This is a genomic window from Agrobacterium sp. Ap1 (assembly GCF_017313375.1).
In the GTDB taxonomy this organism is placed as follows: Bacteria; Pseudomonadota; Alphaproteobacteria; order Rhizobiales; family Rhizobiaceae; genus Neorhizobium; species Neorhizobium cellulosilyticum.
Window position 1 is genome coordinate 508,166 of sequence record NZ_JAFLMY010000001.1, and the last position, 26,634, is coordinate 534,799.

A 26,634-nucleotide genomic window follows, 5' to 3' on the forward strand; every position below is an offset into this window, starting at 1 on the left:
TCCCATAATCATTATGCGTCAAGCCGCGCGTACCTTGGTCGCATGCGCATCCAGCAGTTCCTGGATCGTTACTGCCAGATCGCCGCTCATGTCGGCACGCATCATCGCGAAGGCGACGTTTGCCTCGATGAAGCCGCGCTTGGATCCGCAGTCGAATGTACGTCCCTGGTAAGGATGCGCATGGAACGGCTGAACCTTCAACAGTTTCTGCATGCTGTCGGTCAGCTGGATCTCGTTGCCGGCGCCGCGCTCCTGGCTTTCGAGAAGCTCGAAGATCTGCGGCTGCAGAATATAACGACCATTAAGGTAATAGTTCGACGGCGCATCGGCCGGCTTCGGCTTTTCCACCATGCCGGTGACCTGGAAACCATGGCGAACGTCCTGACCGATGGCCACCACGCCATAGCTCGACGTCTCTTCCGGCGCGCACTGCTCAACCGCAAACACGTTACCGCCGACTTCCTCGTAAAGGTCCATCAGGCCGGACATGCAGCCACGAGCACCATAGGAAACCATGTCGGGCAGAAGCAGCGCGAACGGTTCGTCGCCGACCAACTCACGGGCGCACCAGACCGCGTGGCCGAGACCGAGCGGCACCTGCTGGCGCGTATAGCTGACGGTACCGGCGAGCGGCAGCATCTTTTCCAACTGCGCGACCTGCACGGTCTTGCCTGAGCGGGTGAGGCTGGCGATCAGTTCGGGATTGCTGTCGAAATAGTCTTCAATGGCAGTCTTGTTGCGGCTGGTGACGAAAATGATGTTTTCGATGCCCGCCTGCATGGCTTCATCAACGGCATATTGCACGACCGGACGGTCGACGATCGTCAGCATTTCCTTCGGCATGGCCTTCGTCGCGGGCAGGAAGCGGGTTCCGTTGCCTGCGACAGGGATAACTGCCTTACGAACTGGTCTTTTCAAGTTCATTCCTAGTCCTTTCCAGGGGGCATACACGCCCGATTGATCGGATTTCAGTTGACACCGGCCGCCTTGGCGAACCGGCGCATGCGAACAGCGATAGGCATCCGGAAGTGTTTTAACGCTCCCGGGGCTTTCAACGCGGTTTTGAGGAACCCACCGAGCGACTTGGCCTTGACCTCGTCGACGAGGGTGAGAAAAGAGCGGGCTTCGATGATGCTGTGCGTGCGGCGGCGCTGCGCCGCCATCTCGGCCGGACCGAGGGAAAAGCGCGCCATGAACCGGCCGTCACCCTCCAGCATGTCATCGAGATGCTTGTGTTTCAGCACGCGGGAAATCGAACCTTCCCGCAGATAATAGACATAACCCGGGTTCGGATCGACCGCGCAGCGCGCGCCGCTTGCCAGAATCGAGGCGAACAGGATGTAATCCTCGCCGATCTTCAGAGCATCGTCGAACCAGAGATCGTTCCTCGCCAGGAATTCTCGGTCGAAAACCGGCTTCATGTAGCCGTAGTTGAAGGTCGTCTTGAAGATCAGGTTGGAATCGATGAATTCCGCAAGCGCGATCTCGCGCTTCTCCTGGAGAAAACGCTTGCCGAACATCGTTTTCGCCGCCCCGCCTTCCATCGGCACGACATCGACATTGTCGACAACGATCTGGGCATCGAGCGTTTTGGCCCGCTGCAGCATCGAAAGCGACCGTTCCGGATAGACGGCATCGTCGGAATCGAGCGTCGCGACGAACCGGCCGGTCGCAGCGGCGATACCGGTATTGCGTGCCCTGCCCGGCCCGCCATTCTGCGGCTGGCGGATCAGCCGGACGCGCGGATCCGTATAGCTTTCGGCAATCTCCACCGTTTCGTCGGTCGAACAGTCGTCGACGACGATCACCTCGACGGTGACGCCGACCTGCGCAAGCGCGCTGTCGATCGCCCGCGCGAGCGTCTCTTCCGCATTATAGGCGGCAATGATGAAGCTGATATCGGGTATCCCGCTATCCATGTTCACGCAGCCTCCGGGGTGCCGTATTGGCGGATTTCACGAACGCCGAGCATGCCCATCACGGCGCCGACATGCAGCGCGCCACGCAGCGCATAACGATTGCGCTTCACCGGCATCAGCGTGAAGGCGGCGGCGATGGCGCCACAGTAGCCGGCCTTTGTGGCAGCGATGAGAGCCTTGGGGAAACGCTTCACGCCGCCGTTCTTCGCCGCAACAATCCGGCCATGAGTCTGGCCCGAGCGGAAGCGCCGCTTGGCAAGCCACATGAAACTTGCACGGCTAGCAGGTACCGGCTCCAGCACCAGCGCATCCTCGGCAAATTCGATCCGCCCGCCGCTTTCCGTCAGCTGCGAGAAGAAATGCGTATCCTCACCACCGCTCTGGCCAAGAGCCAGCGCAAACCGGCGGCCGATGACAAGCGGCGAGCGCATGTCGAGCAGCGTGTTGCAGGTGTAACCGGTGATGATCCGGCCATCGACCCAGACCGGCATGGTCGAGTGGAAATCGCCATTGCGCATCCAGGCGGCGCTGTCATCGCCATAAAGCGCACGCACCGGACCAAGCACGGCTTCCGCACCCGTCTGGCGCGCGTTTTCATAGAGAGCTGCCAGCCATTCCGGCGTCGCCGTCTCGTCGTCGTCGATGAAGGCGAGAAAATCCGCCTCAGTCGAGGTCAGGCAGGCATTGCGGGCAATCGAGATGTTCGACTTCGGGCAATGGACATAGAGGATCGGGAACGGAGAGTGCTGGCGCAGGCTCTCCACCAGATCGCTCGCGCTCGGCACCGCATCGTTGTCCGCCACGATCAGGCGCAAGGAAGCGCCTGCTGGAACCGTCAGCTTGAACAGCGATTCCAGTGTCTCCTTAAGCGCCGGACGCCGATAGGTGCAGATGCCGATGTCTATTCTTGCCACGGTGAGATCAGCCGTCATGCGACCTTCTTTCGTCGAATACGAAGCAGTTCCATCCAGAACCCGGCCGACCAGGCGAGGTGCATGATCATCGCAGGAATGGTGGCAAGCAGCGCGATCGCGTTGCGCTGGCCGACCGCCATATAGGCGCCGTAGGCGATGCAGGCGATCATCCAGACGGCAACCGGAACGGCTGCCCACCAGTAGAGCAAGGCCAAGACCGCACCGGCAACCACGGGCGCGACCGCAAGCGGGATAGCCTGACGGATCTTCGGAATGGAGCGATGCTTTAAGAGGTTCTTCGCCCGGCCCCGGCCATAACCAAGATACTGACGGAACAGCGCCGAGGCACTGGAACGGGGATAATAGGTCATGAAGGTCTCGCCCGTCATCCAGATGCGGAAACCAGCGTTCCTGAGCCGGAAGTCCAGCTCGGCATCCTCGTTATGGCTGAAACTCTCGTCATAACCGCCGACCTGGCGGTAAGCCGCGATCCGCATCAGCGCGTGGTGACCATGATCGACCCACTCGCCGCCGCCGCCGGCGCGATGCTTGGAGCCGCCATTGCCGAGCTTGGAATTCTGCGCGATCGCCGCTGCCTGCTGGAAGGCGCCGAAGCCGACCGTTTCCATGCCGACCACGACCGAATCCGCCCGGTGAGTAACGGCTTCCTCGATCAGCGCCTGGCAGTAATTGTCCGGATAGTCGCCATGAGCATCGATGCGGATGAGATAATCGCGCCCGTCACCATAGGTCTTGACCGCGAGGTTCATCGCCGCGCTCTGGATGCGCTTGGGATTGTCGAGAAGCACCAGATCCGGGATTTCCCCGATCATCCGACGGACGATATCCGGCGTGCCGTCGCGGCTGCCGCCATCGGCAACGACAATCAGCATGTCGGTCTCGCCCCGCTGAAGCGAGAACTTGCGCAACAGCGCCTCGATCGTCTTGGCCTCGTTAAGGCATGGGATGACGAGAAGGACACGCGGATTGGCCGGGATTTCAGAAGGTTGATTCGACATGTCGGAACCGGAAACGCTACTCATTACCATATTCCACCTCACGACTGCATGGTTGACGCAGCCTGCATTTCAGCAGGTGAGCGTAAATCGGGTTTTAACGATGCCAGTTTTGCAACAAGCGCCCGGCAATCGGCCGGGCCGGTAATCCATTGTCCGCGCTCGACCGCGGCGATGCGGGCGAACTGTTCGGCGTAAATTTCGGGCGTCATCTGAGAAAACAGGGCTTCCAGCGCCTCGGGCGTGGCCTTGTCGATCGTCACGCCGATCTCCCGGCGGGCAAGAAAGCGGCCGGTCTCGGTCGATTTGAGCGCAATCGGCACCGCGCCATAGAGACCGCCTTCATAGAGACGGTTCGGCAGCAGCCACTCGGAATTCAGTCCCTCTTCGAAGAAATCGATCGCCCAGTTGAACTGCACCTCGTCATAGATGCGGGCGAGATCCTCCGGGTTTCGGTAGGAACCGTGGAAGGTGACATGCGGCGCGTCTGCGACGATCCGGTCGAAATCGGCAAATTCGCTATAGGCCGGGCGGCCGCGCAGCACGATCTCGACCTTGCCATCCATGCGGCGGGCAAAATCGGTGAGGATCGCAAGCGACTTGGCGCAGCGGATCGCGCCGAACCAGCCGATCCGCCATGGCTCGCCGGCTTTCGGCGCGCGTGGCACCGGCTGAAGCGGCAGACTATCCGGGTCGAGCGCGAGAACCTTGTTTTCCAGCAGCAGAACCGGCAGCGAAAGCCCGGAGCGCGGCTGGAAGAAGTTTTCGACAAACGCAGGCGAGCTGGTGATCAAAAGCTTCGCGCGGCGGCCGAAATGACGCTGGAATGCCCGCACCAGACTTCCCTTCCAGCCGTCGTCGAGCAGCAGGCGATGGATATCGAGGCATTCGTAGACAATCGGCAGATTGCGATCGAACAGACGCGCCGCCTGGCCCGCCAGCGCCAGCGTCTCAAGATTGCGGGCAATGATCGCGTCGGGGCGGTCGATAGCGGCAAGCCTGCCCTTCAGCCCGGCGCTCGCCTTGACGATCGCACCGATCCGCTGCGCAAACTTTCCGTCGGAGGTCTCGCCCAGCACGATGGTGCGCACGCCCGGCTCATTCTCGAGCAGGTTACGTCCTCTGGTAAAGCCCGCAACCGTCACGTCTGCTCCCCCGGCCTTCAGGGTGAGCACACGCCGCCTGATGGCCGCATCGGCCAGATCATGGGCGAGATAGAGAACGTTTATGCTCAAACGGGCATGCTCCTGTGCTGAAAAACTCAACGCAATATGACAAGCGAAGAAATGGCTGCGGTCAGGCTCAATCGAGATTGCAGGCGACGGATTCAGGGAACTGGCACGCGTCTCCCTGGGCGGTGAAGGAAACCCGGTCGATCACCATGGAGGACTGCCCCTGATAGGAGAAGCGGCCCATCCAGTCCTTCAGCGTGTCGGTACCCCACAGGCTGAGCATGATCTTCTGGTCATTGGTCGGTATTTTCGAAGGATCGGTCACTTCATGAACGAGCTTGCCGTTGACGAAATAGCGCAGCCGATCCTTTTCCCAGACGAAAGCGTAATCGTTGAAACCCTGATCGGCGCCGCCGGCAACCGGAATGAGCTTCTCGTTACCGCCCTTGCCGTTGATATACTGGTTGACCTGAACCTGATTGGTGTTCTTGCCGAGCACCTCGAAGTCGATCTCGTCCCACGGCTTCTTGTCGGTCGGGCCGATATAGGTGAAGAAGGCCGAGTTGAGGCCGGAACCGGCCGCCGCCTTCATCCGCACTTCATAGGTGCCGTAAAGGTAACGCGACTTGGTCTGCACTTCGCCGCAGAGAAACTTCCGGTCCTTCGACTGGCCTTCCGAAAAATTCAGCGTCAGCGTGCCGCCCGCCGTATCGATCTGCTTCTTCGACCAGGTGCAATTCTGGTGCGAGCCGTTGGCCCAGCCGTCCGCGACATACCAGAAGGATCGGTCGAAACTGTCGAAATTTTCGACGAAGGACTTGTTGTTCAACGTACCCTGCGCCGCAGCCGGCATGGTGGCGGAGAGGAAGGAAAGGCCCAGAGTGGAGATGGCGGCCGCGATTTTGATGGCGATGGTCGTCATGGTTTCACCTGCGCTGTTGTGACAGTTTCGGTTCCATCGGGTGCGAAGACCCGACGGAACGGCTCGAAGTCGCTTTCGCGAGTTTTTCCCTGCGCCCGCGGCTGCCGGTCAGGATTTGATAAACGGGCGACGCAATCCGCATCATGACGGCGTTGCTGATCACCAAGATGACAAGCGAGACGACAACCGAGCCGAAATAGAAAAGCGGATAGGCTTCCGCCGTTCCGACGCGGTTCCACACCATCCACAAAGCCACGAGAACCGGATAATGGGCGCAGAACACCCAGAAGCTGAGGCTGCCGGTCGAAGCCAGCCGCCTGCCCAGCCGTGTCTCGATCGCAATCGCCGAGATCATCCAGAAACCGAAGGCGCCGATGATCGACAGCACGTTGCGCGCAAGATCGACGCCCCAGGGATAACCGGGCTGGCTCAGATAGATCGCCAGTGACAGGACGAAGGCCGCGGCGAGCGTTGCGATCGAACCCGGCCATGCGAAACGGTCGAGCGCCTTCAGGTCGGCGGCACGCAAGCCCAGATACATGCCGAGCGCGAAGCTGAACAGGATCGAGCGCTTGACGACGATGGCAAAGCTCAGGTCGGGAATGACGGCAAGAACGAAAAGCACTGCAAGCACCGGGATTGCCGCGTGACGCAGCAGGAACAGCAAGACCGGCGACAACAGGATGCAGACGAACAGATCGCGCAGGAAATACAGCGGCACATTGGCCGGCATGCCTTCCAGCGCAAACGCATAGGTCAGCATCTCACGCAGCGATGCCGTGATGTCGGGGAAATAGCCGACGCCGATGCCGGCGCGCTGCAGGCCGAGGATCGCCACGAACAGGCACAGGTTCCAGATCAGGAACGGCAGAAGCACCGTCATTGTCTTGGAACGAACCACCTTGCCATAGTTGAAGGATGCCGCGCCTTTGCGCAGCAGAAGATAACCCGAAATCATGCTGAGGCACGGCACACCGATGCGAAACAGGCTGTCGCCAAGGAAAACACTCAGCCAGTTGAACCAACCGGTCTGGGCAATCACCACATCGGATGCCGGATCGTGAGGCACATGCACGAAGACAATGCCGCAGATCAGCAGGATACGCATCAAATTGATACGCAAGGATATGTTCTGATCAACAGTCAAACCAGTCACCCCTTTTGAGCAGTGCCTCCCGTCACCGCCATTTCAATCAGAGCAGACTTGAGCCCGCGTGAGTGAGAAGCATCACGTGAAGTTTCGGGTAAAATGTGGCAGCGCAGCAAATTTGGCAGGTGCGAAATCTAGCAGTGGTGACTATTCGGCGCGCAGTCATTGGCTTTTGTCAGGCCGGAAGCGCTGGTACATAGGGGATTTGTAGGCCAAGCTAATATAATAATGCTGCGGTGCAGCGAGACTCAAAATTAAAAAAACAATCACGTTTTCTCGCGTGATCGTGCATTGCACGTGAGAAGACTACGTCAACAATGGCGAATTGAGGCAAAAATATGGCAAACATGAGGCGAAATCGGTGATTTGCCCGAATCGCCGGAAACCGTTTGCCGGCAGGTGTCCAGGATGGCTCAACACCCGCTATCGGGCGCCGATTGCGACAAAAAAAGCGGCCGGACGTTTTATCGCCCGGCCGCCTTGGCTGGATTTTTTAGGATTTCATTTACCCTTGCGGGCGAAACACCTTGTCAGATGGTTGTCGCGCGGATGAGAGCCGTGCGCTTATCCAGAACGTCCAGCGCCTCGTCGATATTTGCAACCAGAGCTGCCCGGTCGCCGTTGGCGGTCTGCCAGGCATCGATGAACGTGCTGGTCTTGCCGTAGCTGTTGTCGAGCACGCAATGATCGGCATCGAGAAGCAGGCTCATGATATGACCGTGCATTCGGTCGGTAATGACCTGCCGTGCGGAACTCAACAGCCGCACGCCGCGGTCAAAACGCTGCTGCGCCCGCTCGCGATAGGCGAGTTCCGTCATCTTCGCTCGCCCGCCGACATCGCCGCGCAACAGGCCCTTGATGATGGCAGCACGCTTGGTGCGCTTCTGGAAATCGGCTTCCTCGTGTTCCGGCCAATCCGCCACGATCACATTTGGGCGTGCGATGGCGCGGGACGTATCATGTGCCGCGCCGACTTCCTGGTCCGCCCTAAGGTTAAGGAGCAAGTCATGGTTCGGCGCAAGGCGCTTCACGGGACCGATCCAGAAGGCCATGTCCGGGCAAAGCCGGACTTCGCACTGGAACCACTTCTTTGCGAACTCAAAGCTCTTCTTGTCGCGCACCAGGAGCTTGTAATTGCCGTGCTTCTCGATCGCGCGTGCCGTGCTGTCGACGTTTTCCTGGTTCTTGAAATGGATCGTCTGCGGCATCTGGATGACCGGACGGCCCTGGTATTTGCCCAGGATATGTTCGCGAAACTCGCGAAAACCCGGCCAGATATCGCCGAAATTGCCGCCGCCATGCAGCAGGATCTGGCCGTCGCCGATCGCAGCCAGCATCCGCTCGTCGCTATGGGTCGGGATTTCGCTGACAAAGCTCGGCTTCGACTTTACCCGGTCGAAATAGGCCAGTTCCCCGAGCCAGATGGCGCTGTCACCGATATTGTAATGGTTCGGAAAATCCAGAAGCGCGTAACGCCCGGACAGATCGACCAGATCGGCGAGGTTGTCGTGAATTACACCCTGAAGCCTCTTGATGGTGGCAGCACTTGTTTCCTGCATGGGATCTCCTTGGACGTACGGTCTCATTTCCAATTGGGTCTACTTTTGCGCCAGCAGGCGGAAGCGTGCCGGCAGCATCGACATGATCATGGCGAGATAGGGCCGGATCATCTTAAAGGCGAAAATCAGCATGAATGCGGCATAGATGGCGCCGCCCAGCGCAATGCAAAGCCCGGTGCCAAGCCATGCGGGTGTTACCGCCGCAAGGATGAACGGCTTGGCGAACCAGACGCAGACCGCCATGACCAGCGAACCGATGAATGGCATCGAAATCGCCTTCAGCGTTCCCAGTGAATCGATATGGGCAAAGCGCTTCAGCACATATTGCTGGTAAGGCATGGTCAGCCACGCCCGCAGCGCATATCCGGCAGCAACCGCGATGATGCCATAGGGCACCAGCAGCCATGTCAGCACGACCGTCATCGCAAGCTGCAGCGCCGCCACTGACAAGATGCTCTGTGCCTTGTTGACGGCCGCAAGCGCCGAGGAGGCAAACACGTTCATCACGAAGGGCACGGCCATCATGACGAGCACGGTCGCGACATCGCCGGCATTGCCCCACTTGTCGCCGAACAGGAAGAGGATCAGCTGATCCGACAGCGCACCAAAGCCGAGTAGCAACGGGAAGGTTCCAAGCGCTGCCAGACCGACGATGCGGTTATAGGCGTTGCGGAAGCTGACCGGATCGTTCTGCAGCTTCGACAGCGTCACCAGCGCGACACTGCCGATCGGCGACAGCACTGCCTGCGAGATCAGCTCGATCAGCCGCCAGGCGATCCTGTAACGCCCGACTTCCGTCGGTCCGAACCATCGCGAAATGAAGATATCCTGCACGCGGGCAAGCATCATCCAGAGAATTTGGCTGACCACGAGGCTGACGCTGAACAGGAAGATCGAGCGGAAGATAGCGAAGTTGAAGCGCAGCTTCGGGATCCACCGATAGGACAACCAGCCCAGAACGACGAGCACGATGCCATTGACCGCGGTCTGCGCCACCAGCGACCAGACGCCCCAACCGAGAAAGGCCGCGGCCACCGCCGTAAGACCAGACAGAAGGCTCGCGGCAATGCTCTGGGCGGCAAGGCTTTTGTGGCCGAAATCGCGCGCCAGTCGGGCATTGTGGATGACGGCGAGCGATGACAGAGGCAGGAAAAGCGCCAGCCATTTGAGGATTGCCGCGACATTCGGATCGCGGACGAATTCACCATAGGCGGGTGCCGCAAAAAAGATGACAACTCCGACCGAGACGCTGAAAGCAACCGAGGCCCAGAAGGCGGTATCGGCCAGCTCTTCGTCCAGTTCGAGCTGACGGGTCACGGCATCGCCAAGCCCGGCATAGGCAAGCACCCGGCCGATTTCGACGAACAGGCTGGCAAGCGCAAACGTGCCGAAATCCGCAGGCCCGAGAATACGGGCCAGGATAACGAAGATGATGAAGGTCGCGACCGTGCTCCACCCGACGCGCACGATCGACCACAGGATCGATGTCGCGGTTTTCTTTTTCAGGTCGCCACTGTCGACGGCTTGAGCATCCATGAACATTCCAATCGATTAGAAGGCGGCGCAAACCGCCCCATATGCGTCTTGGCCCGCATGGCGTGGACCGTTTCCGAAAATGTTCGGATGTTTTAAGAGGTCTGACCCGCCCGGCCGCTGCGCCAATAGGCCCAGAGTCCGGCAAAATTCTGCTTCACCGTGTTCCGATAGGTCAGCCCCAGCGCGCTATCGAGGTTCTTGCCGCCGAAATATTCCTTCAGCGCCTGGCGCACGTCCCAGCGGAACATGCCACGCATGTTGGAATCCCGCACGAACATGTATTTAGCGTAAAGCGCACCATTGCCATAGGAGTAACCGTCGAACAGCCGCTGAACCTGGTCCATGCTGCGTCGGCCATGGAAATGCTTGACCACGAGGGTCGGAACATATTCCACGCTGAAACCTTCACGGAAAGCCCGGTGGATGTAATCCGTATCCTCGCCGGAGCGGAACGTGGCGCCAGCGCCGAAGCGCACGTCGAATACACCGACCTTGTCCGCCAGCGCCTTCGGAAAAGCCATGTTGCAGCCGTGGATAAAGCCGCCCGGATGATTGTAGATGTTGAGGACCGCGTGTTCCGTGTCCGTCTTGATCGTGATCGGCAGATCGCGCTCGTCGCCCAGGTCGATGCGGCCGCCACGCATGACGGGGGCGGTGTCATTGGCGAACAGAGCGGCGATGGTGGTGAAATAATCCGGCGAGACTTCGCAGTCGTCATCGGTAAAGGCAAGGATGCGCCCGCGCGCGTTCTCGATCCCGGTGTTGCGGGCATGCGACAAGCCCGGACGGCTTTCGAAGATTAGCGTCGTTTTGATCGGAGCGGTCTCGCTCCACCTGGCGACGACCTCGGAAGTTGCATCGGTCGAACCATTGTCGACGAAGATGAACTCGAGCTTGAGGTCGCGCGCTTGCAGCGCGGCATGGGAGATGGCCTGCAGGCAGCTATCGAGCCCGAAGGCGCGATTACGCGAAGAAATGATGAGGCTAATATCGACAACCTCGAACGTCATCCTGTTCCCTTCAACCGTTAAGCGAATAAAGCGGCTTGCCGCCACTTCGTCACCAAGAGACTTTTTGCACTGCAACAAACCACGAAAGCAATCAGGAGTGCAATTGGGGTATTTTCATGATTGCTGCTCACAGATAGGGCAGCTTTCGTACCGGAACATTGCCAGCGCCAGATATTTTGCATACCCGCCTTTCTTGTCGGAAAAATGATAATCGGTCGCTTCAATCCACTGTTTTTAGGTAAAAACAGGCGATTTTGCTCATCTGAGCCTGCTGCGCCGTCACGCGAAAACAGCACGAAATTCACCCTTTCGCCGTATTCACCCTTCTAAAATTGGTGCAGTGCCCAAGATTAGGATCGCGTCTCTGCGCTTGCGCAACCACGACACCAACATGGCGTTTGCGACATCTGTCGCATCGACGGAAGCGCGAATCGCCAAGCCGAGAATGGCGTCGGACTGCAAGAATTGGGTCCGCGCCCTCATCATTTGGAAAGGTCCGCTGATCGTAAAACTGCGTCTGTTCAGGCCTGCTTGACCGTTCGTGGGCCACCCGCTGTAGCCGCCCAGGCTGCCAGCTTCGACAGATAGACCTGCGTCCGCAAGGGCGCAGATGCTTTCACCGCCATCCCTGTGTTCCGCAACGGGCAACAGCCCGGCCCCGGCCTTGTGATACGCGCCCTCTCCTCTCTCCAAGAAAGATGGACAGCCACCCAAGCTCACGTTCCAGAACTGCTAAGGAATTCAAAACATGGCTAGTTTTACTGTTGTCATTCCGTTCTACCAACGGAAAAAAGGAATTCTGTCCCGCGCGCTGAAATCGATATTCGCGCAAAGTTTCAAGGATTTCGACATCGTCATCGTCGATGACCAGTCGCCCCTCTCCGCTGAAACGGAATTGCGCGACAGCCCCGCCGAATGGAAGGCGAAGATCCGCGTCATCCGCCAGGAAAACGGCGGACCGGGTGCAGCCCGCAATACCGGCCTGGACAATGTTCCGCCAGAAACACGCTTCGTCGCCCTGCTTGATTCCGACGACCTATGGCGCACCGACCACCTGAAGAACGCCCATGACTTCATGACCCGCTTCGAGGCCGAGTGCTATTTCGCCTCGATGCAGGAAAGCGAGGAATTCTATTATCATTTCGGCATGGCCAAGCTGGCGGAGACGGAGGAAGGCAAGACGCTGGTCGAAGATCCGCTCGTGCTGGAGATCCCCGAACTTGCCAGCGTCATGCTCAAGGACTGGGCCTTCCTGCACCTGAGCTGCATGGTGATCGCCCGCCCGCTGTTCGAAACGATAAGGTTCGATCCGGCGCTGCGGCTCGCCGCCGAGGACGTGCTGTTCTTTGCCGACTGCATCCTCAATGCCAAGCGAACAGTCTTGTGCGACACACCGGGCGCTGCCCGCGGCATGGGCGTCAACATCTTCCACGGCATTGACAACCAGTCGCCGGAATTCCTCCAGCAGCAGTTCAACACACTCGTGGCGCTCGATACGCTCGAAACGCGTTTCGAGGACAGGCCGGAGGACGTCGCGTCGATCACCTCCTACAAGAACATCGCAAGACGACAGGCGTTGTGGAGCCAGGCGGGACGGCTGAAGCGCCGTCAGTCGCCGGATTTCGGCATGCTGGCCCGCTGGGTGATGCGCGACCCGGCCATTCTTGGCGCAGCCGTCAAGCTCGGCGCAGGGAAGATCGATCGCCGACGCGGATAATCCAGCCGGGCAAAGGACACGGTTTCGCGACGAAACGAGAGGGCGGATGACAGATCATCCGCCCTCTATCCTTTTGGTGTCAGCCCTGCCCTGGTACCGGCACGCCGGCCAACAGATAGCGAGGAGTCGTCGGCAGTGACGCCGCGGACGTGTTTTTGCGCCGAAGCGCATCGTACTTATCGAAGAAAATGCCGGTGACCACCGGCACAAGGGCATCCGGACGCGACAGGATATGCCTGATTGCACCACCCTTGCCCGATTGCCGTTTCACATCGAGAAACTCGCGCAATTCATACCGCGCCTTGATGTGGTCGCGGTGATGGGTAATCACCGAACGCGCATCAGGAGACAATTGCATCGCGGCAAGCACAGCGTTGTCGGCCTCATAAAGCCGCCTCAGGTCCTCGGTGCGATGACGGCTGCTAAGAGAATCGCCGCGCACCACGGCGCCATAACCGCAATGTTCGATCACCTTGTAACGGGCGCCAAGCGCAAGTGCCCGTACATAGAAATCGTAATCCTCGCCGAGCCGCAGCCCCTCTTCGTAGGTTAGGCCGTTTGCAACGATGAAGGATCGGCGCATGACCGGCTTCAGGAAACCGGTCTCGCCGCGCGGTTTGCCACGCTGAGAAATATTGCCCTCGACGAACTGGACGAGCGAAAGCTCGCGCGCCCGCGACTGAAACCGCGCCGGAGTAGAAAGAGCAGCCGGATCGGCGACGAAGGCAATGTTGTCGGCGATAAAATCCCATCCGCTTTCTGCAAGCATCGGCGCGAACCGGCCCGGAAAGAAAAAATCGTCTGCGTCAAGAATTGCGATCAGCGGCGCGCTCGACTGGGCAATCGCCGCATTTCTGGCCGCCGAAGGCCCCTGATTCTTCTCGAAGGAGATGATCTTCAGGCGACCACTTCCATCATTCGCTGCAAGTGCCGCCTGATCCGTTCCGTCGCTGGAGCCATCATCGACGACGACAACTTCAGATACGGCGGCCTCGCGAAGGGCAGAAGCCACTGCCAGACCGATCGTATCGGATGCGTTCTTGGCTGCGATGATTACACAGATCGTTTCGTCAACGGCTTGCGCCATAAGCTTCTCCATCGTCCGTTTCACCGCTCATTGGTGCAGACTTATGAACTTAGGAAAATGGCAGCGATGTGAAAGGGCTAATTTTAGGGGCCAGAAATGCCCGTCAAAGGCTCAATGATCCTGAATGTGAACCCGAGCTGGCGCTTCGGCTGTCAGGCTGTCGCGGACGCCTGCCTCTGCTCTCGACTTTGCCTTGAGGCCATCACTCGACCGGTCGGCATCCATCTGCGCCTTCTCCCGACGCACCATGTAAACGATTCCGATGAAATAACCGATCTGAAGTATTAGCGCGCAGAAAATAGTCTCGATGAGCGCCGTCCAGAAGGAACCTGACATGACGTAAGCGGCAACAGCAAACACGGCGAGTGTGCCCAACATGCTCACGAATACACGCGGTGCGTACATCATCATTCCTCCCGAGGGACTTTTCTTATGAATTTTTAAATTTCATCAGTCCTCTCACATGCCCTTTACATTACTGTGCAGTGAGAGAGTTTTCAAGATTTTCGCCGGCTCATAAATTTTGGCCAGTGAATCTTTCGTAACGTTCCGTCATCGCCCGCTAGGTGCCTTTCAAACGGTTCAACACCCTGTTACCACATATCTCCACCACACTTTCGCCACAATTAAGCCTGATTTGGCGCCTCTTGGAACAAATAGACGCCGCCGGGTGCCGAGCGCCCGCGATATCCGTTCACTTATTGTTACAAAGGTCACAAGGCGCCATCATGCGCCTTTTTGCGCCGCACCATTGTATTGCAGTGCAGCAGGCCTAGGCCTTTGGTCCTAAGGGCAAGCTACTTAGGGCCTGAACCTCAAGAAGCGGTGAATGATCAGACCGCGTAAAATCACTGGTAATACATCCGGATCAAGTTTCGATTACGATTAATAGTCGACATCGATTCAATTTTACAGGCTTGCGGTAGTATTTGTGTAAGCCTTTATATTTACGATCACGACCTGCAGCTGTGACAATCTCTCGCCTTTTGGCCTCCCACCAGCCCTTCCCGTCACATCGCAGAAATTTTTGTCTGGCATCAAATTACGAACACAGACTTATTATCACATACCAGCTCAATGAAGCGCCGCTTAAGGCACCGACTATCGCCAAACCTAAATGGAGCCCCCTCTATGAAGTCAGCGACACGTTCGGCAGATACGCCGCTATCAGACCTGGACTATGCCGCCATGACACTCCCGATCGGCGGCCTGGCCAAAAGAACGTTTGACGTAACCGCAGCGGGCATGGCTCTGATCGTTTTCAGCCCGCTGTTTTTGATGATCATGGCTTTGGTAAAGCTGACCGATAAAGGCCCCGCCTTTTACGGACACAGCCGCATCGGCCACAGGGGCCGTGTGTTCAAATGCCTGAAGTTCCGCACCATGGCGGTGAATGGCGATGAACTGCTTCGGAAGCATCTTCGGGAAAACCCCGAGGCTGCGGAAGAATGGCGCCAGACCCGCAAGCTCAAGGACGACCCGCGCGTCACGGCCGTTGGTCGTGTCCTGCGTAAGCTCAGCCTTGACGAACTGCCGCAGCTCCTCAACATCGTCCGCGGTGAGATGAGTGTCGTCGGTCCGCGTCCGGTCGTCGACGACGAGCTGAAGGTCTATGACAGCTCTGCCGTCTATTACCTGCAGACCCGCCCCGGCCTGACCGGCCTATGGCAGATCAGCGGACGCAATGACGTGTCTTACGAGACCCGCATCGCATTCGATACGCAGTATGTGCAGAACTGGTCGCTGATAAAGGACGTCTCGATCATCTTGAAGACGATCCCTGCCGTCTGCATGGCCCGCGGTAGCTACTGACGGGCATCATAGCCGCACCGCGCGTTATCCGCCGGTGCGGAAATCACCACGAAATACGAAATGCAATAAACCAAGGAGATCTGATGGGTATCCGAATGGTCTTTCCGCGACGCATCCCGACGCTGGCAATAGCGGCGGGAACATTTGTTTTGTCGCTGACCACATCAGCAGGCGCGCAGACTTCTGCCCAGCCTCAGTCCCAGACACCCCAGTCCCAAGCCCAACCTCAGGCCGCAGCTGCGGCCCAGCCTGCGACAAAGACCAGCAAACCGGCGCAAGCGACGGCAACGGTCAGCGCAAAGAGCCAGGAGGGGGCCTATCGCCTTGGCGTGATGGACAAGCTTCGCATTCGCGTTGCGGAATGGCAGCCGGCAGACGGCAGCGTCCGCACCTGGGATGCCGTCAGCGGCGACTATGCGGTCGGCCCGTCCGGAGCACTATCGCTGCCCTTCATCGGTGATCTCGATGCCGCCGGCAAGACGACGGCAGAGGTCGGCAAGGCGATCGGCGAGAGGTTGCAGAGCGAATTCGCCCTGCGTAACCTCCCCTCGGCTTCCGTGGAAATCGCGGAATTCCGGCCGCTCTTCTTGGCGGGCGATGTCGATAAACCGGGCGAATATCCCTATTCCCCCAATCTGACCGTTCTGAAAGCCGTCAGCCTCGCCGGTGGCCTCAAGCGTTCCGACGCCGGCCAGCGCTTTGCCCGCGATTTCATCCGGGCGCGCGGCGATGCGCAGGTCAGTGATTCGGAACGCGGGCGACTAATCGCTCGCAGGGCGCGCCTCATGGCCGAAATCGCCAATGCCAAGGAACTGGCCATGCCGCCGGAACTGAAGGATGTGCCGAACGCCAAGGAACTGATGGCGAGCGAGGCCTCGCTTATGAAGTCGCGTCGCGAACGTTACGAGCTTCAATTGAAGGCGTTGGCCGACCTCAAAACCCTGCTTGATACCGAAGTCCAGTCTCTGGCGCAGAAATCGGGAACACAGCAGCGGCAGCTCGCGCTCTATAACGACGACCGCGATCGCATGGCCAAGCTCAGCGAACAGGGTCTTGCCACATCCAGCCGCCGTCTCTCGGCGGAAGAACGTGCAGCGGATCTCGAATCCAACATGCTCGATACGGACACGGCTTCACTGCGGGCCAAGCAGGATATCAACAAGGCGAACCAGGACGAGATCAACCTTCGCAACGATTGGGATGCCCAGCGCGCCCAGGAACTGCAGGACACCGAGGCGCAGCTGGAAAAGCTCGGTCTTGAACTCTCGACCAGCCGCGAGCTGATGCAGGAAGCCCTGGCGCAGTCGGCCGAAGCCCTGAAATTCGACCCGTCGAACAAGGACGCGACGATCAAATACGTCATCGTCCGGGATAATGGCGACGGTCCGAAACAGATCACCGTCGATGAAAACGCCATGCTACGCCCCGGTGACGTGATCAAGGTATCATCAGACCTTCTGATGCAGTGATAGGTGGCGAATGAAAATCGCTCGGTCGATGTTGGTCGACCCTGACAGGAACCAGGTCTATGGGATAGCGGCAGTGGCGCTATCCTTCTTCGTCTTCGCCTATTCCAGCCTTTTCGGGCAGGTGTCGATCCTGGTCTATTACGGGCTCTGGTTTCCACTGATCCTGGTTGATTACAAACGGGTGCTGGGCAACTATTTCAGATATTTCTGGATAATCGCCTTCCCGCTTCTCTGTTTCCTGTCGGCCTTCTGGTCGCCGGCGCCATCGGTGTCGTTGAGGACGGCAATCCAGCTGCTTACCCATCTGATCTGCGCCCTGATAGCAATGCGCACGATCAGCGTGCTGACGCTGACACGCGGTTCGATCGTCGGCACGGTCGTGGTCATGCTCTATTCGATCGTCTTCGGTCACTACAGCTATGATGCGATGGATGGCAGCTACAGCTTCGTCGGATCCTTCGCTTCCAAGAACCAGCTCGGGCTTTACGCCTCCCTCGGCATTGTTTTCTCGGTTCTCTACGCCATCGTCTTCCGCCGCCGGGATATATGGCTGGCTGGCGCCGGTGCCGCGGCACTTCTCTGCGCCTACTGCCTGATGGCGTCCCAATCGGCAACGTCCGTTATCACCACGGCGGGGCTGATTGCCGCCTGTATCGCCTATCTGCCATTCGGTCTTCTGGCGCCAGGAAGCCGAAAGCTGCTGTTCGTCGGCATTCTCGTGATCGGCCTGGCGATCGTCGTGGCCGGCCTGCAAATGGGCGCAGTCGATGCGATCCTCGGCCTGTTCGGCAAGGATTCGACGCTGACGGGCAGAACCTATCTCTGGCAACAGGGTATCGAGGCAGCACATCTCAACCCGGTCCTCGGCATGGGTTATCAGGGTTTCTGGGTCCAGGGTTTTGCCAAGCCGGAACAGCTTTGGGACGAGTTTTTCATCGCCACCCGCACAGGCTTCCACTTCCACAACACCTATATCGAGGTGGCCGTGGAGAACGGCTTGGTCGGTCTTGCGCTGCTTGTCTTCATGTTGCTGCGAAACGTTTTCGGCCATCTGAGCGCCATGCTGAACCGGCACAATGATCCGTCATCCATCGTCCTATTCGCCGTCAGCCTGTTGCTGCTGATGCGATCCTTCGTCGAGATCGACGTGATCTTCCCCTATCAGATCGGTTCTTTCCTGATGTTCTATGCCGCTGGAAAACTGACCCTCCGGCGGCCCGTGCCCCAGCTTCCGCAGCAGCGATACAGGCACCACCCGATCGCGGCCTGACCCACCAAAAAAAAAGCAAACGGCCCGGAGCAGAAGCCCCGGGCCGTTTTCATTTCAAGTCTTGGGAGACTTAGGCTGCCCTTGCGGCATCGAGCGGAATCTCGACATCGATCTCGAGGATCGAGACATTCTCGTCGCGATCGACCTTCACCGTGACACGGTCAGCATCGAGCTGGACGTGCTTGGCGATGACGGCAAGGATTTCCTCGCGCAGGATCGCGGTCAGGTCGGAGCCGGTGGATGCCCGCTCGTGAGCCAGAAGAACCTGCAGGCGTTCCCGCGCAGCAGGCGCCGAGCGCCGAGGCGAACGGGTGAAAAGACGCAGTATGCTCATGCGGCCTTCCTTCCGAAGAGTTTTCCGAAGATGCCGCGCTTTTCGCCCGGCACCGTCACAGGTACGATTTCGCCGGCCAGACGGCGGGCAGCTTCAAAATAGGCCTGTGCCGGCGCACTGCGTGCATCCGACAGCGTGACCGGAGCACCGAGGTTCGATGCCTTGAGAACATCCGTGCTTTCCGGGATGATGCCGAGAAGCGGGATGGAGAGGATTTCCAGAACGTCATCGACCTTCAGCATGTCGCCGCGTTCCGCACGGACGGAATCGTAGCGGGTCAGAAGCAGATGCTTTTCCATCCGCTCGCCGTTCTCGGCCTTCAGCGTCTTGGAATCGAGCATGCCGATGATGCGATCCGAATCGCGAACCGAAGAGACTTCCGGGTTGGTGACGACGACGGCAACGTCGGCATGGCGCATGGCAAGCGTCGCGCCCTTTTCGATGCCGGCCGGGCTGTCGCAGATGACCCAGTCGAAATACTTCTTCAATTCGCCGATGACGCGCTCGACACCCTCTTCCGTCAGCGCGTCCTTGTCGCGCGTCTGGGAAGCGGGCAGCAGGAACAGCGTGTCGAGCCGCTTGTCGCGGATCAGCGCCTGCGGCAGCTTTGCGTCGCCGTTGATGACGTTGACGAGGTCGTAGACCACGCGGCGCTCTGCACCCATCACGAGGTCGAGGTTGCGAAGCCCGACATCGAAATCGACGACGGCGACCTTTTCATTGCGCTGTGCCAGCGCTGCTCCGAGTGCGGCCGTCGATGTTGTCTTGCCAACCCCGCCCTTGCCGGACGTCACGACTATGACTTTCCCCATATTGATCTCCTGTATTGAACCTTGTTCCGGTTCAGAAAAGTACGTCTGCCATGATCGTTTCGCCCTCAAGCGAAAGCTGCACGGCGTGCCCCCGAAGGCTTGAATCCATGTCTTCCGCCATTTTGTAGATACCGTCGATGGCGATCAGTTCCGCCTCTAGGCGGCGGCAGAAAATGCGTGCGTTGCTATTGCCGATCGACCCTGCCATCGCCCGGCCGCGCAGCGTGCCGTAGATGTGGATCGAACCGCCGGCGATAACCTCGGCACCGGATGCGACAGAGCCGACAATGGTGATGTCGCCTTCCGGAAAGATGATCGACTGGCCGGAACGGACCGGCTCGTCGATTGTAAGCGACTGCGGGATCGCCCGAACCTGCGGCGCTTCCTGGCGCTGCGGCGCCGGTGAGACAGTCGCGGCGACATCGGCTTCGGCCTCGGCCTCGGTTTCCGGCTCCTGTGCCGTTACCTCGACGTCGGAGGCAGGCTTGCCGCCCTTCATCGCCGGTGGCATTTCGGGGGTGAGCTGCGACGGGCGCGCGCCCTCGATGCCCATGATCCGGACCTTGCGCTGGGCAAGGTCGTCGATCAACTGTTTCAGTTCGGCCTTCTTGATCGACAGTTCCGACACGTCGAGCACGACGGGCCTGTCGAGAAAGAAACCGGCAGATCGGGCAGCCAGATCGTCGAGGCGTTCAAGCCATTGATCCAGCGGAAGATCCGGTGAAAGAACGACCGCCAGGAACGAACGGCCCTTGATGCGAATGGAGCGAGCGTCTGTTAGCACTTTGGTCATCTACGTTAATAAATCGTTGCCCGATGTCTACCGCTGACGTGGTTAACAAATGGTTAACGCGACCCGCCCAAATCTTAAGAAGCGGTAACCAACTCGGGTGAAACAGGGTCGCGATAGGTGATACGGAAGACCCTGAACCTGCAGCCTTGATCGAGGCTTATGCGAGTTTTCTTTTGCAAGCGACGAGCCGGGCACGCCTTGTTTCCGCATAGAAAAAAGTGGCGCAAGGAGAAACGAAAAGAGGCGAGCCATGGGCCCGCCTCCGGTAAATCATCGTTCTTGAGCTTAAACGGCCAAGCCGGCGAGAATCAGTCTTCCTTGATATGGCTGTGATGCTTGGTGTCGCGCATCTTCACATAGACCATAAGCGAGATGGCGATCATGATCGTCACATACCAGAAAAACCACTCTTCATGGCCGATCTGCTTGAACTTCAGCGCCACGAATTCAGCCGTGCCGCCGAAGATCGTGTTGGCGAGCGCGTAAGGCAGAGCGACGCCGAGCGCACGGATATGCGCCGGGAAAAGCTCGGCCTTCACCACAGCGTTGATCGACGTGTAACCGGTCACGATCAGCAGGCCGACCAGCGATAGCAGGAACGCAGTGAACGCGTTCGTCGTGGCCGCAAGCGAGGTGAAGATCAGGTAGGTGAACAGCGTGCCGAGGACGCCGAAGCCAACCATCAGCGGTTTGCGCCCGATCTTGTCGGAAAGCGCTCCGGCAATCGGCTGGCACAGCATGAAGACGAACAAGGCCGCCGTGGTGATCTCCGTCGCCGTCTCCTTGCTGAAGCCCGACGTGTTGACCAGGAACTTCTGCAGGTAGGTCGTATAGGCGTAGAAGGCGAGCGTACCGCCCGACGTCAGCGCGATGACGAGGAAGGCTTCTTTCGGGTAATGCCTGAACAGCGCCCAGCCGCCGGAAGCCTTTTTCGCATCCTTGTCGGCATTCTTGAACGACTGCGTTTCAACGAGGCCGCGGCGGATATAGAACACCACGATCGCCAGCAATCCGCCGATGAAGAACGGAATGCGCCAACCCCAGGACTGCAGCTGTTCCGCAGTGAGCAAAGCCTGCAGCACGAGCAGCACCGCAAGGGCTACAAGCTGACCGGAAATCAGCGTCACATACTGGAAGCTGGAGAAGAAACCACGACGGTTGCGACCGGCCATTTCGCTGAGATAGGTGGCGCTGGCGCCATATTCGCCGCCGACACTGATACCCTGGAGCAAACGCGCAAACACGAGGATCGCTGGCGCAGCAAGGCCGATAGACTCGTAACCTGGTGCAATCGCGATCAGGAAGGAACCGAGACACATCAGCGTGACGGAAAGCGTCAGGCCGGCCTTGCGGCCCTTGCGGTCGGCATAGATGCCCATGAACCAGGCGCCGATCGGCCGCATCAGGAAGCCCACGGCAAAGACGGCCGCAGCACTCAGCAGTTCCGCCGTCTGGTCGCCCGAGGGAAAGAAGATGGGAGCAAAATAGAGGGTGAAGGCGGAATAGACATACCAGTCGTACCATTCGACCAGATTGCCGGCAGAGCCGCCAATGATAGATTTCAGCCTGACCTTTTCGTCGATAGGCGACGAGGCCACGTCTTTTGCCAAGGTGTTATCCAAGAGCGCAGATCCATTTCTGAACAGCGCGGCGACGTAAGGGTGCCAGGGGGTGCCACGCATCGCAATCGCGGGCCGCGCCGGGTTGGGGTGTCCGACCGTGTTACGCCCGAAAGCCCGTCGAGGCCAGCCCTAATCGACCCGTCAATAAGACATATTATCGCAGTGCAGCATTTTTTCGCGAGCGAATGGCAGCAACGCCGCCATTCCCGATCTCACCTGCCTGTTTGCCGTCAGGACCTGGGGTTGATGTTTTCGAAGTGAAGCAGAAGGCCGCTATGATCCTTTTCTCCGCCGCCTTCGAAAACGAAGTCGGAAAATTCACCGGTCACCGTTTGCGTCAACGGCAGCTGCAGCGAAAGTTCCTTGGCGAGCGCCATGACCGTATTCAGGTCTTTCAGCTGGTTGTTCGACGAACCACCGGGATCGAAATTCCGTTCCACCATGCGCGCGCCATGCAGCTCTAGAATACGGCTCTCCGCAAAGCCGCCGCGGATCGCATTGCGGAAGGCTTCACGCGATGCGCCGCCGGCCTGAACAAGGATCATCGCCTCAGCGACGGCACCGATGGTGACCGCCACGATCTGCTGGTTGGCGAGCTTGCACACCTGACCTGCCCCGCTCGGCCCCACATGCGTGACGCGACCGAGAACGGCGAAGACATCGGCAAGATCCGCAACCACATCGACATCACCACCGGCCATGATTGCCAGCGTGCCCGCATCGGCACCGACGACACCACCGGAAACCGGGGCATCGAGATGCCTGATGCCGATAGCAGCAAGTCTGGCGGAATGATCGCGGGCAATCGACGGCGCAATCGAACTGGTGTCGATCAGCACGGCACCCTTCTTCATCGCAGCGGCAACCCCGCTATCGAACAGGACCGTACCGACGACATCGCCATTGGTCATCATGGTGAAGACGATATCGGCATCGCGAACCGCGTCCGTGGCCGAAGCGGCGACCACTGCCCCCTCGGCTTTAAGCGGCTTCGCCTTTGCAGCGTCACGGTTCCATACCGTCAGAGGATAACCGGCACGGGCAAGCCGGCGCGCCATGGGCAGCCCCATCAGGCCAAGCCCGAGAAAGGCTATCTTCTTCTTTTGTGTCTCGCCGGTCACAGCTTGCCTCCCAGCTCATCCTCGATATGAACCTGGATGATCTCGTCGAAATTCTTCTCAGACGTGAAGCCGAGTTCGGTGGCGCGCTTGGCCTCAAAACCCGGCGCCCAGCCGGCGACCATATTCATGATCATCTCGTCCGGCTGACGACGGATCAGTTTCACCGCGTCTTCGCCCGCAGCCCGCCGCAGGGCCTCTATCTGCTCACCGACTGTCGCGCTGACACCCGGCATGGACAGGCTGCGACGCCAGCCGAGTTTCGAAAGGTCGAGACCGGCGCCATGAATGAGGAAACCGACAGCGGAGCGCGGAGATGTATGCCAATGACGCACGTCCTCGGAGACAGGCAGGATTGCTTCCTGTCCGACAAGCGGCTCGCGCAGAATGCCGGAGAAGAAACCGGAGGCAGCCTTGTTCGGCTTTCCCGGGCGGATGCAGACTGTCGGCAGACGGATGCCGATACCATTGAAGAAACCGCGCCGGCTGTAATCGGCCAGCAGCAGTTCGCTCATCGCCTTTTGCGTGCCGTAACTGGTGAGCGGCGTCAGATGGAAATCATCGGGGATCGGATAGGGCAAGGGCGCACCGACGACCGCGATCGACGAGGTGAAGACAACGCGCGGGAAATAACCATCCTTCTGGTTTTCAAGCCGGATGGCATCGAACAGATAGCGGGTGCCGTCGAGATTGATGCGATAACCCTTGTCGAAATCGAGTTCCGCTTCGCCCGAAACGATTGCCGCCAGATGGAAAATCACGTCCGGCCGCGTTGCGATCAACTTTTCCGCTTCACCGGGCAGGCTGAAATCAGACGCCAGCGTCGTCACCTTGCCGGCAAAACCGGCAGGCGCTTCCGGCTCGATGACGTCGACAAGCGTCAACGCATCAACGGGCTTGCCGTGCAGCACCCCTTCCGAAACGAGACGCTGGGTGAGCTTGCGACCGACCATGCCGGCAGCACCGATAACAAGAATATGCATGTTTCCTCCCATACACCCGTGGATGCCCCACGAATTTCCTCTTGTAAGGTTGTCTGATAACCCTGTATGCTCCGTTTGGAAATAGAAGAGTTCGTCATCAGGCAAAAAAGCAGCCGGTGAAAACTGACGTGAGGCTTTGGACTGCCGGAGACATTTCCGGGCACTCCTGGGGAGGAGAGACTACATGACGGACCTTTCAGGCTCGATCGCCGAGCAGCGTCTTTCGCTATGCGCAATTCTTGGCGAAGATCTTGTCCTCACCAACTCGGCTGACATGCTGCAATATTGCCGCGACTGGCACGGCGACGTGACCAGCGCTGCTGTTGCCGTCATCCGCCCCCGCTCGACTGAGGATGTGCAGGCGGCCGTCAAGGCATGTCGCGATCTCGGCCTGAAGATCGTGCCGCAGGGCGGCAACACAGGCCTCGTTCTCGGCGGCATTCCGGATGAACCGGAACGTCAGGTCGTGCTTTCGCTAGAGCGCATGAACAGAATCCGTAACATCGACAGCGACGATTTCTCCGCCGTGGTCGACGCCGGATGCGTGCTGGCCGAACTGAAGGATGCCATCGCCGAAAAGGGCATGTTCTTCCCGCTCGCACTCGGCGCCCAGGGCAGCTGCCGCATCGGCGGCAACGTCTCCACCAATGCCGGCGGCATCAATGTGCTGCGCTACGGCATGACCCGTGAACTGGTTCTCGGCCTCGAAGTCGTGCTTCCCGATGGCAGCGTCTTCGACGGCCTGTCGACGCTGCGCAAGGACAATCGTGGGCTGGACCTGAAACAGCTCTTCATTGGCGCAGAAGGCACGCTCGGCATCATCACCGCCGTATCGGTGAAGTTGACGCCCTACCCCGACAATGTCGCAACCGCACTTCTGGCGCTGAATTCGCTGGACGACGCGATCACGCTCTACCGTCGTGCAAGGCGCGATTGCTGCGACCTGATGTCGGCCTTCGAATTCATGCCGCCGCTCGCCTTCACGCTTGCGCGCGAAGCCATGCCCGACCTGCCGATCCCGTTGTCGGGCGACTATCCCGCCTACGTACTGATGGAGATTTCCGGCTCCGGCCTCGTCGATATCGACGATCTGATGCACCGTTTTCTCGAGGGTGTGATGGACGACGAACTGGTGGTCGACGGCACGATCGCCACATCTCAGGCGCAGGCTCGCAATCTCTGGCTCATCCGTGAAGGCATGAACGAGGGCCAGGCCAAGCGTGGCGCCCATATGCGCACCGACATCTCGGTATCGCTGTCGCAGCTTGCCGCTTTCGTCGTCGATGCCGAAGCGGCGGTTGCGCAAGCACTGCCCGACTGCATCAGCGTGTCCTACGGCCATGTCGGCGACGGCAACGTACACCTCAACGTGCTGCCGCCGAACGGCTCGACCATCGAGGAACGCCACGAAAAAATCTACAAGGCCAAGAAGGTCGTCAATGTCGTGGTCGACAAATACAACGGCAGCATCAGCGCCGAGCACGGCATCGGCCGCCTGAAGCGCGAAGATTTCGAGGAGCGCCTGTCCGACACCAAGCGCGGCCTTCTGATAGCTATCAAGAAGGCGATCGATCCGGATCTGCTACTGAACCCCCATTGCCAAATCGATCTCGGCGCGGATATTCGCTAGCCATCACAAGGAGCAACATCCGCCATGGCCGATTTCACCCAGATCAGACGAAGTGAGCATCTGCCGACGCGCATCGCCGCTGAAATCGGCCGGGAGATTTCCGATGGCAGCATCGCTCCTGGCCAGAAACTGCCGACCGAACATCTTCTGGCCCAGACGTTTGGCGTCAGCCGCTCGGTCGTACGCGAGGCGATCGCCCATCTGCGCAACGAGGGCCTGGTCGAAACCCGCCAGGGTGTCGGTGCCTTCGCGACCGAACTCGCGCAGCGCCAGTCGCTCCGGATCGAGGCCGGACCACCGGAAGACAAGGAAGCTTTCCGCGACCTGTTCCAGGTGCGCTTCGCATTGGAGACGGAAGCTGCTGGCCTGGCAGCCCTCCACCATTCACGCGAGGATCTTGCCAGGCTCGACGAGATTTTAGCGCAGATAACCGGCGCGGAAAAATGGGGTGAACACGGCGTCGTCGCCGATCTCGCCTTCCATCGTGCCGTCGCTGCCGCCACTCACAATGAATATTTCCAGCAATTCGTCGGCTTCATCACCGAGCGAACCCATGTCGCGATCAACGCGGCTCGCGCCGCAGCGATTTTGGAGGAAATCGTCGAAGTGACCATCGCCGAACATGTCGCCATTCGTGATGCGATTGCAACCGGCGAGCCGGCTGCCGCAAAGACCGCAATGAAGCGGCACCTGAATGGCGCTGCCCGGCGCCTGAACCTTGAGCTGGAAATGAGCTGACGGCAGGTCAGGGTTGGTTTTCCACCCCCACGTCCTCCTGCCGTTATAGAC

At 59.2% G+C, this 26,634-nt stretch carries 25 protein-coding genes; 6 read left to right on the plus strand and 19 right to left on the minus strand.

The features are described 5' to 3' along the window. Window positions 1–18: 18 nt before the first annotated feature. From JZX87_RS02435 to JZX87_RS02485, 11 genes are all read right to left on the minus strand, one after another. Window positions 19–924, minus strand: a complete 906-nt coding sequence (locus JZX87_RS02435) for a UTP--glucose-1-phosphate uridylyltransferase (RefSeq protein WP_148143057.1) — start codon at window positions 922–924, stop codon at window positions 19–21. 44 nt (window positions 925–968) lie between these two features. Further along, window positions 969–1,919: a glycosyltransferase family 2 protein gene (locus JZX87_RS02440; protein WP_206823904.1), complete on the minus strand. Its 951-nt coding sequence runs from the start codon at window positions 1,917–1,919 to the stop codon at window positions 969–971. 2 nt (window positions 1,920–1,921) lie between these two features. Beyond that, the gene (locus JZX87_RS02445) at window positions 1,922–2,851 is read right to left on the minus strand and encodes a glycosyltransferase family 2 protein (protein WP_206823555.1); all 930 of its coding nucleotides are present in this window, start codon (window positions 2,849–2,851) and stop codon (window positions 1,922–1,924) included. After that, entirely contained in the window at window positions 2,848–3,876 is a 1,029-nt protein-coding gene (locus JZX87_RS02450; RefSeq protein ID WP_286194047.1) for a glycosyltransferase family 2 protein, read from the minus strand. Before JZX87_RS02450 ends, JZX87_RS02445 begins: the two co-directional genes overlap by 4 nt. A 14-nt stretch (window positions 3,877–3,890) precedes the next feature. Then, window positions 3,891–5,084 (minus strand): glycosyltransferase, encoded by a 1,194-nt coding sequence (locus tag JZX87_RS02455; protein ID WP_206823558.1) that lies wholly within the window; start codon window positions 5,082–5,084, stop codon window positions 3,891–3,893. 67 nt (window positions 5,085–5,151) lie between these two features. Beyond that, on the minus strand, window positions 5,152–5,943 hold the full coding sequence (gene exoK, locus JZX87_RS02460; protein WP_206823560.1) for an endo-1,3-1,4-beta-glycanase ExoK: 792 nt from the start codon (window positions 5,941–5,943) through the stop codon (window positions 5,152–5,154). Window positions 5,944–5,947: 4 nt separating this feature from the next. Then, window positions 5,948–7,066, minus strand: a complete 1,119-nt coding sequence (locus JZX87_RS02465) for an acyltransferase family protein (RefSeq protein ID WP_286194048.1) — start codon at window positions 7,064–7,066, stop codon at window positions 5,948–5,950. 557 nt (window positions 7,067–7,623) lie between these two features. Further along, entirely contained in the window at window positions 7,624–8,652 is a 1,029-nt protein-coding gene (locus tag JZX87_RS02470; protein WP_206823568.1) for a polysaccharide pyruvyl transferase family protein, read from the minus strand. A 39-nt stretch (window positions 8,653–8,691) separates the two neighbouring features. Next, window positions 8,692–10,188 (minus strand): lipopolysaccharide biosynthesis protein, encoded by a 1,497-nt coding sequence (locus JZX87_RS02475; RefSeq protein ID WP_206823570.1) that lies wholly within the window; start codon window positions 10,186–10,188, stop codon window positions 8,692–8,694. Window positions 10,189–10,280: 92 nt separating this feature from the next. After that, window positions 10,281–11,198 (minus strand): glycosyltransferase family 2 protein, encoded by a 918-nt coding sequence (locus JZX87_RS02480; protein WP_206823572.1) that lies wholly within the window; start codon window positions 11,196–11,198, stop codon window positions 10,281–10,283. A gap of 17 nt (window positions 11,199–11,215) precedes the next feature. Continuing rightward, on the minus strand, window positions 11,216–11,503 hold the full coding sequence (locus JZX87_RS02485) for a hypothetical protein (protein ID WP_206823573.1): 288 nt from the start codon (window positions 11,501–11,503) through the stop codon (window positions 11,216–11,218). 443 nt (window positions 11,504–11,946) lie between these two features. On the opposite strand from JZX87_RS02485, the gene JZX87_RS02490 reads away from it, so the two are divergent. After that, window positions 11,947–12,915 carry a glycosyltransferase family A protein gene (locus JZX87_RS02490; RefSeq protein WP_206823576.1) on the plus strand — a complete coding sequence of 323 codons (969 nt, stop codon included), beginning with the start codon at window positions 11,947–11,949 and terminating at the stop codon, window positions 12,913–12,915. A 79-nt stretch (window positions 12,916–12,994) separates the two neighbouring features. On the opposite strand, the gene JZX87_RS02495 is transcribed toward JZX87_RS02490, so the two are convergent. Beyond that, entirely contained in the window at window positions 12,995–14,002 is a 1,008-nt protein-coding gene (locus tag JZX87_RS02495; RefSeq protein ID WP_206823579.1) for a glycosyltransferase family 2 protein, read from the minus strand. Between the two features lie 111 nt (window positions 14,003–14,113). Next, window positions 14,114–14,407 (minus strand): exopolysaccharide production repressor protein, encoded by a 294-nt coding sequence (locus tag JZX87_RS02500; protein ID WP_206823581.1) that lies wholly within the window; start codon window positions 14,405–14,407, stop codon window positions 14,114–14,116. A gap of 726 nt (window positions 14,408–15,133) precedes the next feature. Here JZX87_RS02500 and JZX87_RS02505 point away from each other — a divergent pair. The 3 genes from JZX87_RS02505 to JZX87_RS02515 all read left to right on the plus strand — a co-directional run bounded on the left by JZX87_RS02505 (window position 15,134) and on the right by JZX87_RS02515 (window position 18,553). Continuing rightward, window positions 15,134–15,814 (plus strand): sugar transferase, encoded by a 681-nt coding sequence (locus JZX87_RS02505; protein ID WP_206823588.1) that lies wholly within the window; start codon window positions 15,134–15,136, stop codon window positions 15,812–15,814. 83 nt (window positions 15,815–15,897) lie between these two features. Next, a complete protein-coding gene (locus JZX87_RS02510) occupies window positions 15,898–17,283 on the plus strand; it encodes a polysaccharide biosynthesis/export family protein (RefSeq protein ID WP_246435665.1) in 1,386 nt (461 codons plus the stop codon). Between the two features lie 10 nt (window positions 17,284–17,293). After that, complete coding sequence (locus JZX87_RS02515; protein WP_148143047.1) at window positions 17,294–18,553, plus strand: O-antigen ligase family protein; 1,260 nt, start codon at window positions 17,294–17,296, stop codon at window positions 18,551–18,553. A gap of 70 nt (window positions 18,554–18,623) precedes the next feature. Here the strand turns inward: JZX87_RS02515 and minE are convergent, their stop codons facing one another. From minE to denD, 6 genes are all read right to left on the minus strand, one after another. After that, the gene (minE, locus tag JZX87_RS02520; protein WP_148143046.1) at window positions 18,624–18,887 is read right to left on the minus strand and encodes a cell division topological specificity factor MinE; all 264 of its coding nucleotides are present in this window, start codon (window positions 18,885–18,887) and stop codon (window positions 18,624–18,626) included. Beyond that, window positions 18,884–19,699 carry a septum site-determining protein MinD gene (minD, locus tag JZX87_RS02525; protein ID WP_148143045.1) on the minus strand — a complete coding sequence of 272 codons (816 nt, stop codon included), beginning with the start codon at window positions 19,697–19,699 and terminating at the stop codon, window positions 18,884–18,886. The genes minE and minD overlap by 4 nt, the downstream gene beginning before the upstream one ends. 31 nt (window positions 19,700–19,730) lie before the next feature. After that, entirely contained in the window at window positions 19,731–20,492 is a 762-nt protein-coding gene (gene minC, locus JZX87_RS02530; RefSeq protein ID WP_206823591.1) for a septum site-determining protein MinC, read from the minus strand. A gap of 308 nt (window positions 20,493–20,800) precedes the next feature. After that, window positions 20,801–22,102, minus strand: a complete 1,302-nt coding sequence (locus JZX87_RS02535) for an MFS transporter (RefSeq protein ID WP_286194049.1) — start codon at window positions 22,100–22,102, stop codon at window positions 20,801–20,803. 242 nt (window positions 22,103–22,344) lie between these two features. After that, window positions 22,345–23,235 carry an NAD(P)-dependent oxidoreductase gene (locus JZX87_RS02540; RefSeq protein WP_206823593.1) on the minus strand — a complete coding sequence of 297 codons (891 nt, stop codon included), beginning with the start codon at window positions 23,233–23,235 and terminating at the stop codon, window positions 22,345–22,347. Next, complete coding sequence (gene denD / locus JZX87_RS02545; protein ID WP_206823596.1) at window positions 23,232–24,215, minus strand: D-erythronate dehydrogenase; 984 nt, start codon at window positions 24,213–24,215, stop codon at window positions 23,232–23,234. Before denD ends, JZX87_RS02540 begins: the two co-directional genes overlap by 4 nt. A gap of 184 nt (window positions 24,216–24,399) precedes the next feature. Between denD and JZX87_RS02550 the strand changes: the two genes are divergently transcribed. Then, complete coding sequence (locus tag JZX87_RS02550; RefSeq protein WP_206823599.1) at window positions 24,400–25,845, plus strand: FAD-binding oxidoreductase; 1,446 nt, start codon at window positions 24,400–24,402, stop codon at window positions 25,843–25,845. Window positions 25,846–25,869: 24 nt separating this feature from the next. Next, window positions 25,870–26,583, plus strand: a complete 714-nt coding sequence (locus tag JZX87_RS02555; protein WP_206823601.1) for a FadR/GntR family transcriptional regulator — start codon at window positions 25,870–25,872, stop codon at window positions 26,581–26,583. Window positions 26,584–26,634 lie beyond the last annotated feature (51 nt).

Bases quoted from the DNA above. Each gene is read 5' to 3' on its own strand.
- JZX87_RS02435 (WP_148143057.1), bottom strand. From the start codon at position 924: ATGAACTTGAAAAGACCAGTTCGTAAGGCAGTTATCCCTGTCGCAGGC.
- JZX87_RS02440 (WP_206823904.1), bottom strand. From the start codon at position 1,919: ATGGATAGCGGGATACCCGATATCAGCTTCATCATTGCCGCCTATAAT.
- JZX87_RS02445 (WP_206823555.1), bottom strand. From the start codon at position 2,851: ATGACGGCTGATCTCACCGTGGCAAGAATAGACATCGGCATCTGCACC.
- JZX87_RS02450 (WP_286194047.1), bottom strand. From the start codon at position 3,876: ATGAGTAGCGTTTCCGGTTCCGACATGTCGAATCAACCTTCTGAAATC.
- exoK (WP_206823560.1), bottom strand. From the start codon at position 5,943: ATGACGACCATCGCCATCAAAATCGCGGCCGCCATCTCCACTCTGGGC.
- JZX87_RS02470 (WP_206823568.1), bottom strand. From the start codon at position 8,652: ATGCAGGAAACAAGTGCTGCCACCATCAAGAGGCTTCAGGGTGTAATT.
- JZX87_RS02475 (WP_206823570.1), bottom strand. From the start codon at position 10,188: ATGGATGCTCAAGCCGTCGACAGTGGCGACCTGAAAAAGAAAACCGCG.
- JZX87_RS02480 (WP_206823572.1), bottom strand. From the start codon at position 11,198: ATGACGTTCGAGGTTGTCGATATTAGCCTCATCATTTCTTCGCGTAAT.
- JZX87_RS02490 (WP_206823576.1), top strand. From the start codon at position 11,947: ATGGCTAGTTTTACTGTTGTCATTCCGTTCTACCAACGGAAAAAAGGA.
- JZX87_RS02495 (WP_206823579.1), bottom strand. From the start codon at position 14,002: ATGGCGCAAGCCGTTGACGAAACGATCTGTGTAATCATCGCAGCCAAG.
- JZX87_RS02500 (WP_206823581.1), bottom strand. From the start codon at position 14,407: ATGTACGCACCGCGTGTATTCGTGAGCATGTTGGGCACACTCGCCGTG.
- JZX87_RS02505 (WP_206823588.1), top strand. From the start codon at position 15,134: ATGAAGTCAGCGACACGTTCGGCAGATACGCCGCTATCAGACCTGGAC.
- JZX87_RS02510 (WP_246435665.1), top strand. From the start codon at position 15,898: ATGGGTATCCGAATGGTCTTTCCGCGACGCATCCCGACGCTGGCAATA.
- JZX87_RS02515 (WP_148143047.1), top strand. From the start codon at position 17,294: ATGAAAATCGCTCGGTCGATGTTGGTCGACCCTGACAGGAACCAGGTC.
- minE (WP_148143046.1), bottom strand. From the start codon at position 18,887: ATGAGCATACTGCGTCTTTTCACCCGTTCGCCTCGGCGCTCGGCGCCT.
- minD (WP_148143045.1), bottom strand. From the start codon at position 19,699: ATGGGGAAAGTCATAGTCGTGACGTCCGGCAAGGGCGGGGTTGGCAAG.
- minC (WP_206823591.1), bottom strand. From the start codon at position 20,492: ATGACCAAAGTGCTAACAGACGCTCGCTCCATTCGCATCAAGGGCCGT.
- denD (WP_206823596.1), bottom strand. From the start codon at position 24,215: ATGCATATTCTTGTTATCGGTGCTGCCGGCATGGTCGGTCGCAAGCTC.
- JZX87_RS02550 (WP_206823599.1), top strand. From the start codon at position 24,400: ATGACGGACCTTTCAGGCTCGATCGCCGAGCAGCGTCTTTCGCTATGC.
- JZX87_RS02555 (WP_206823601.1), top strand. From the start codon at position 25,870: ATGGCCGATTTCACCCAGATCAGACGAAGTGAGCATCTGCCGACGCGC.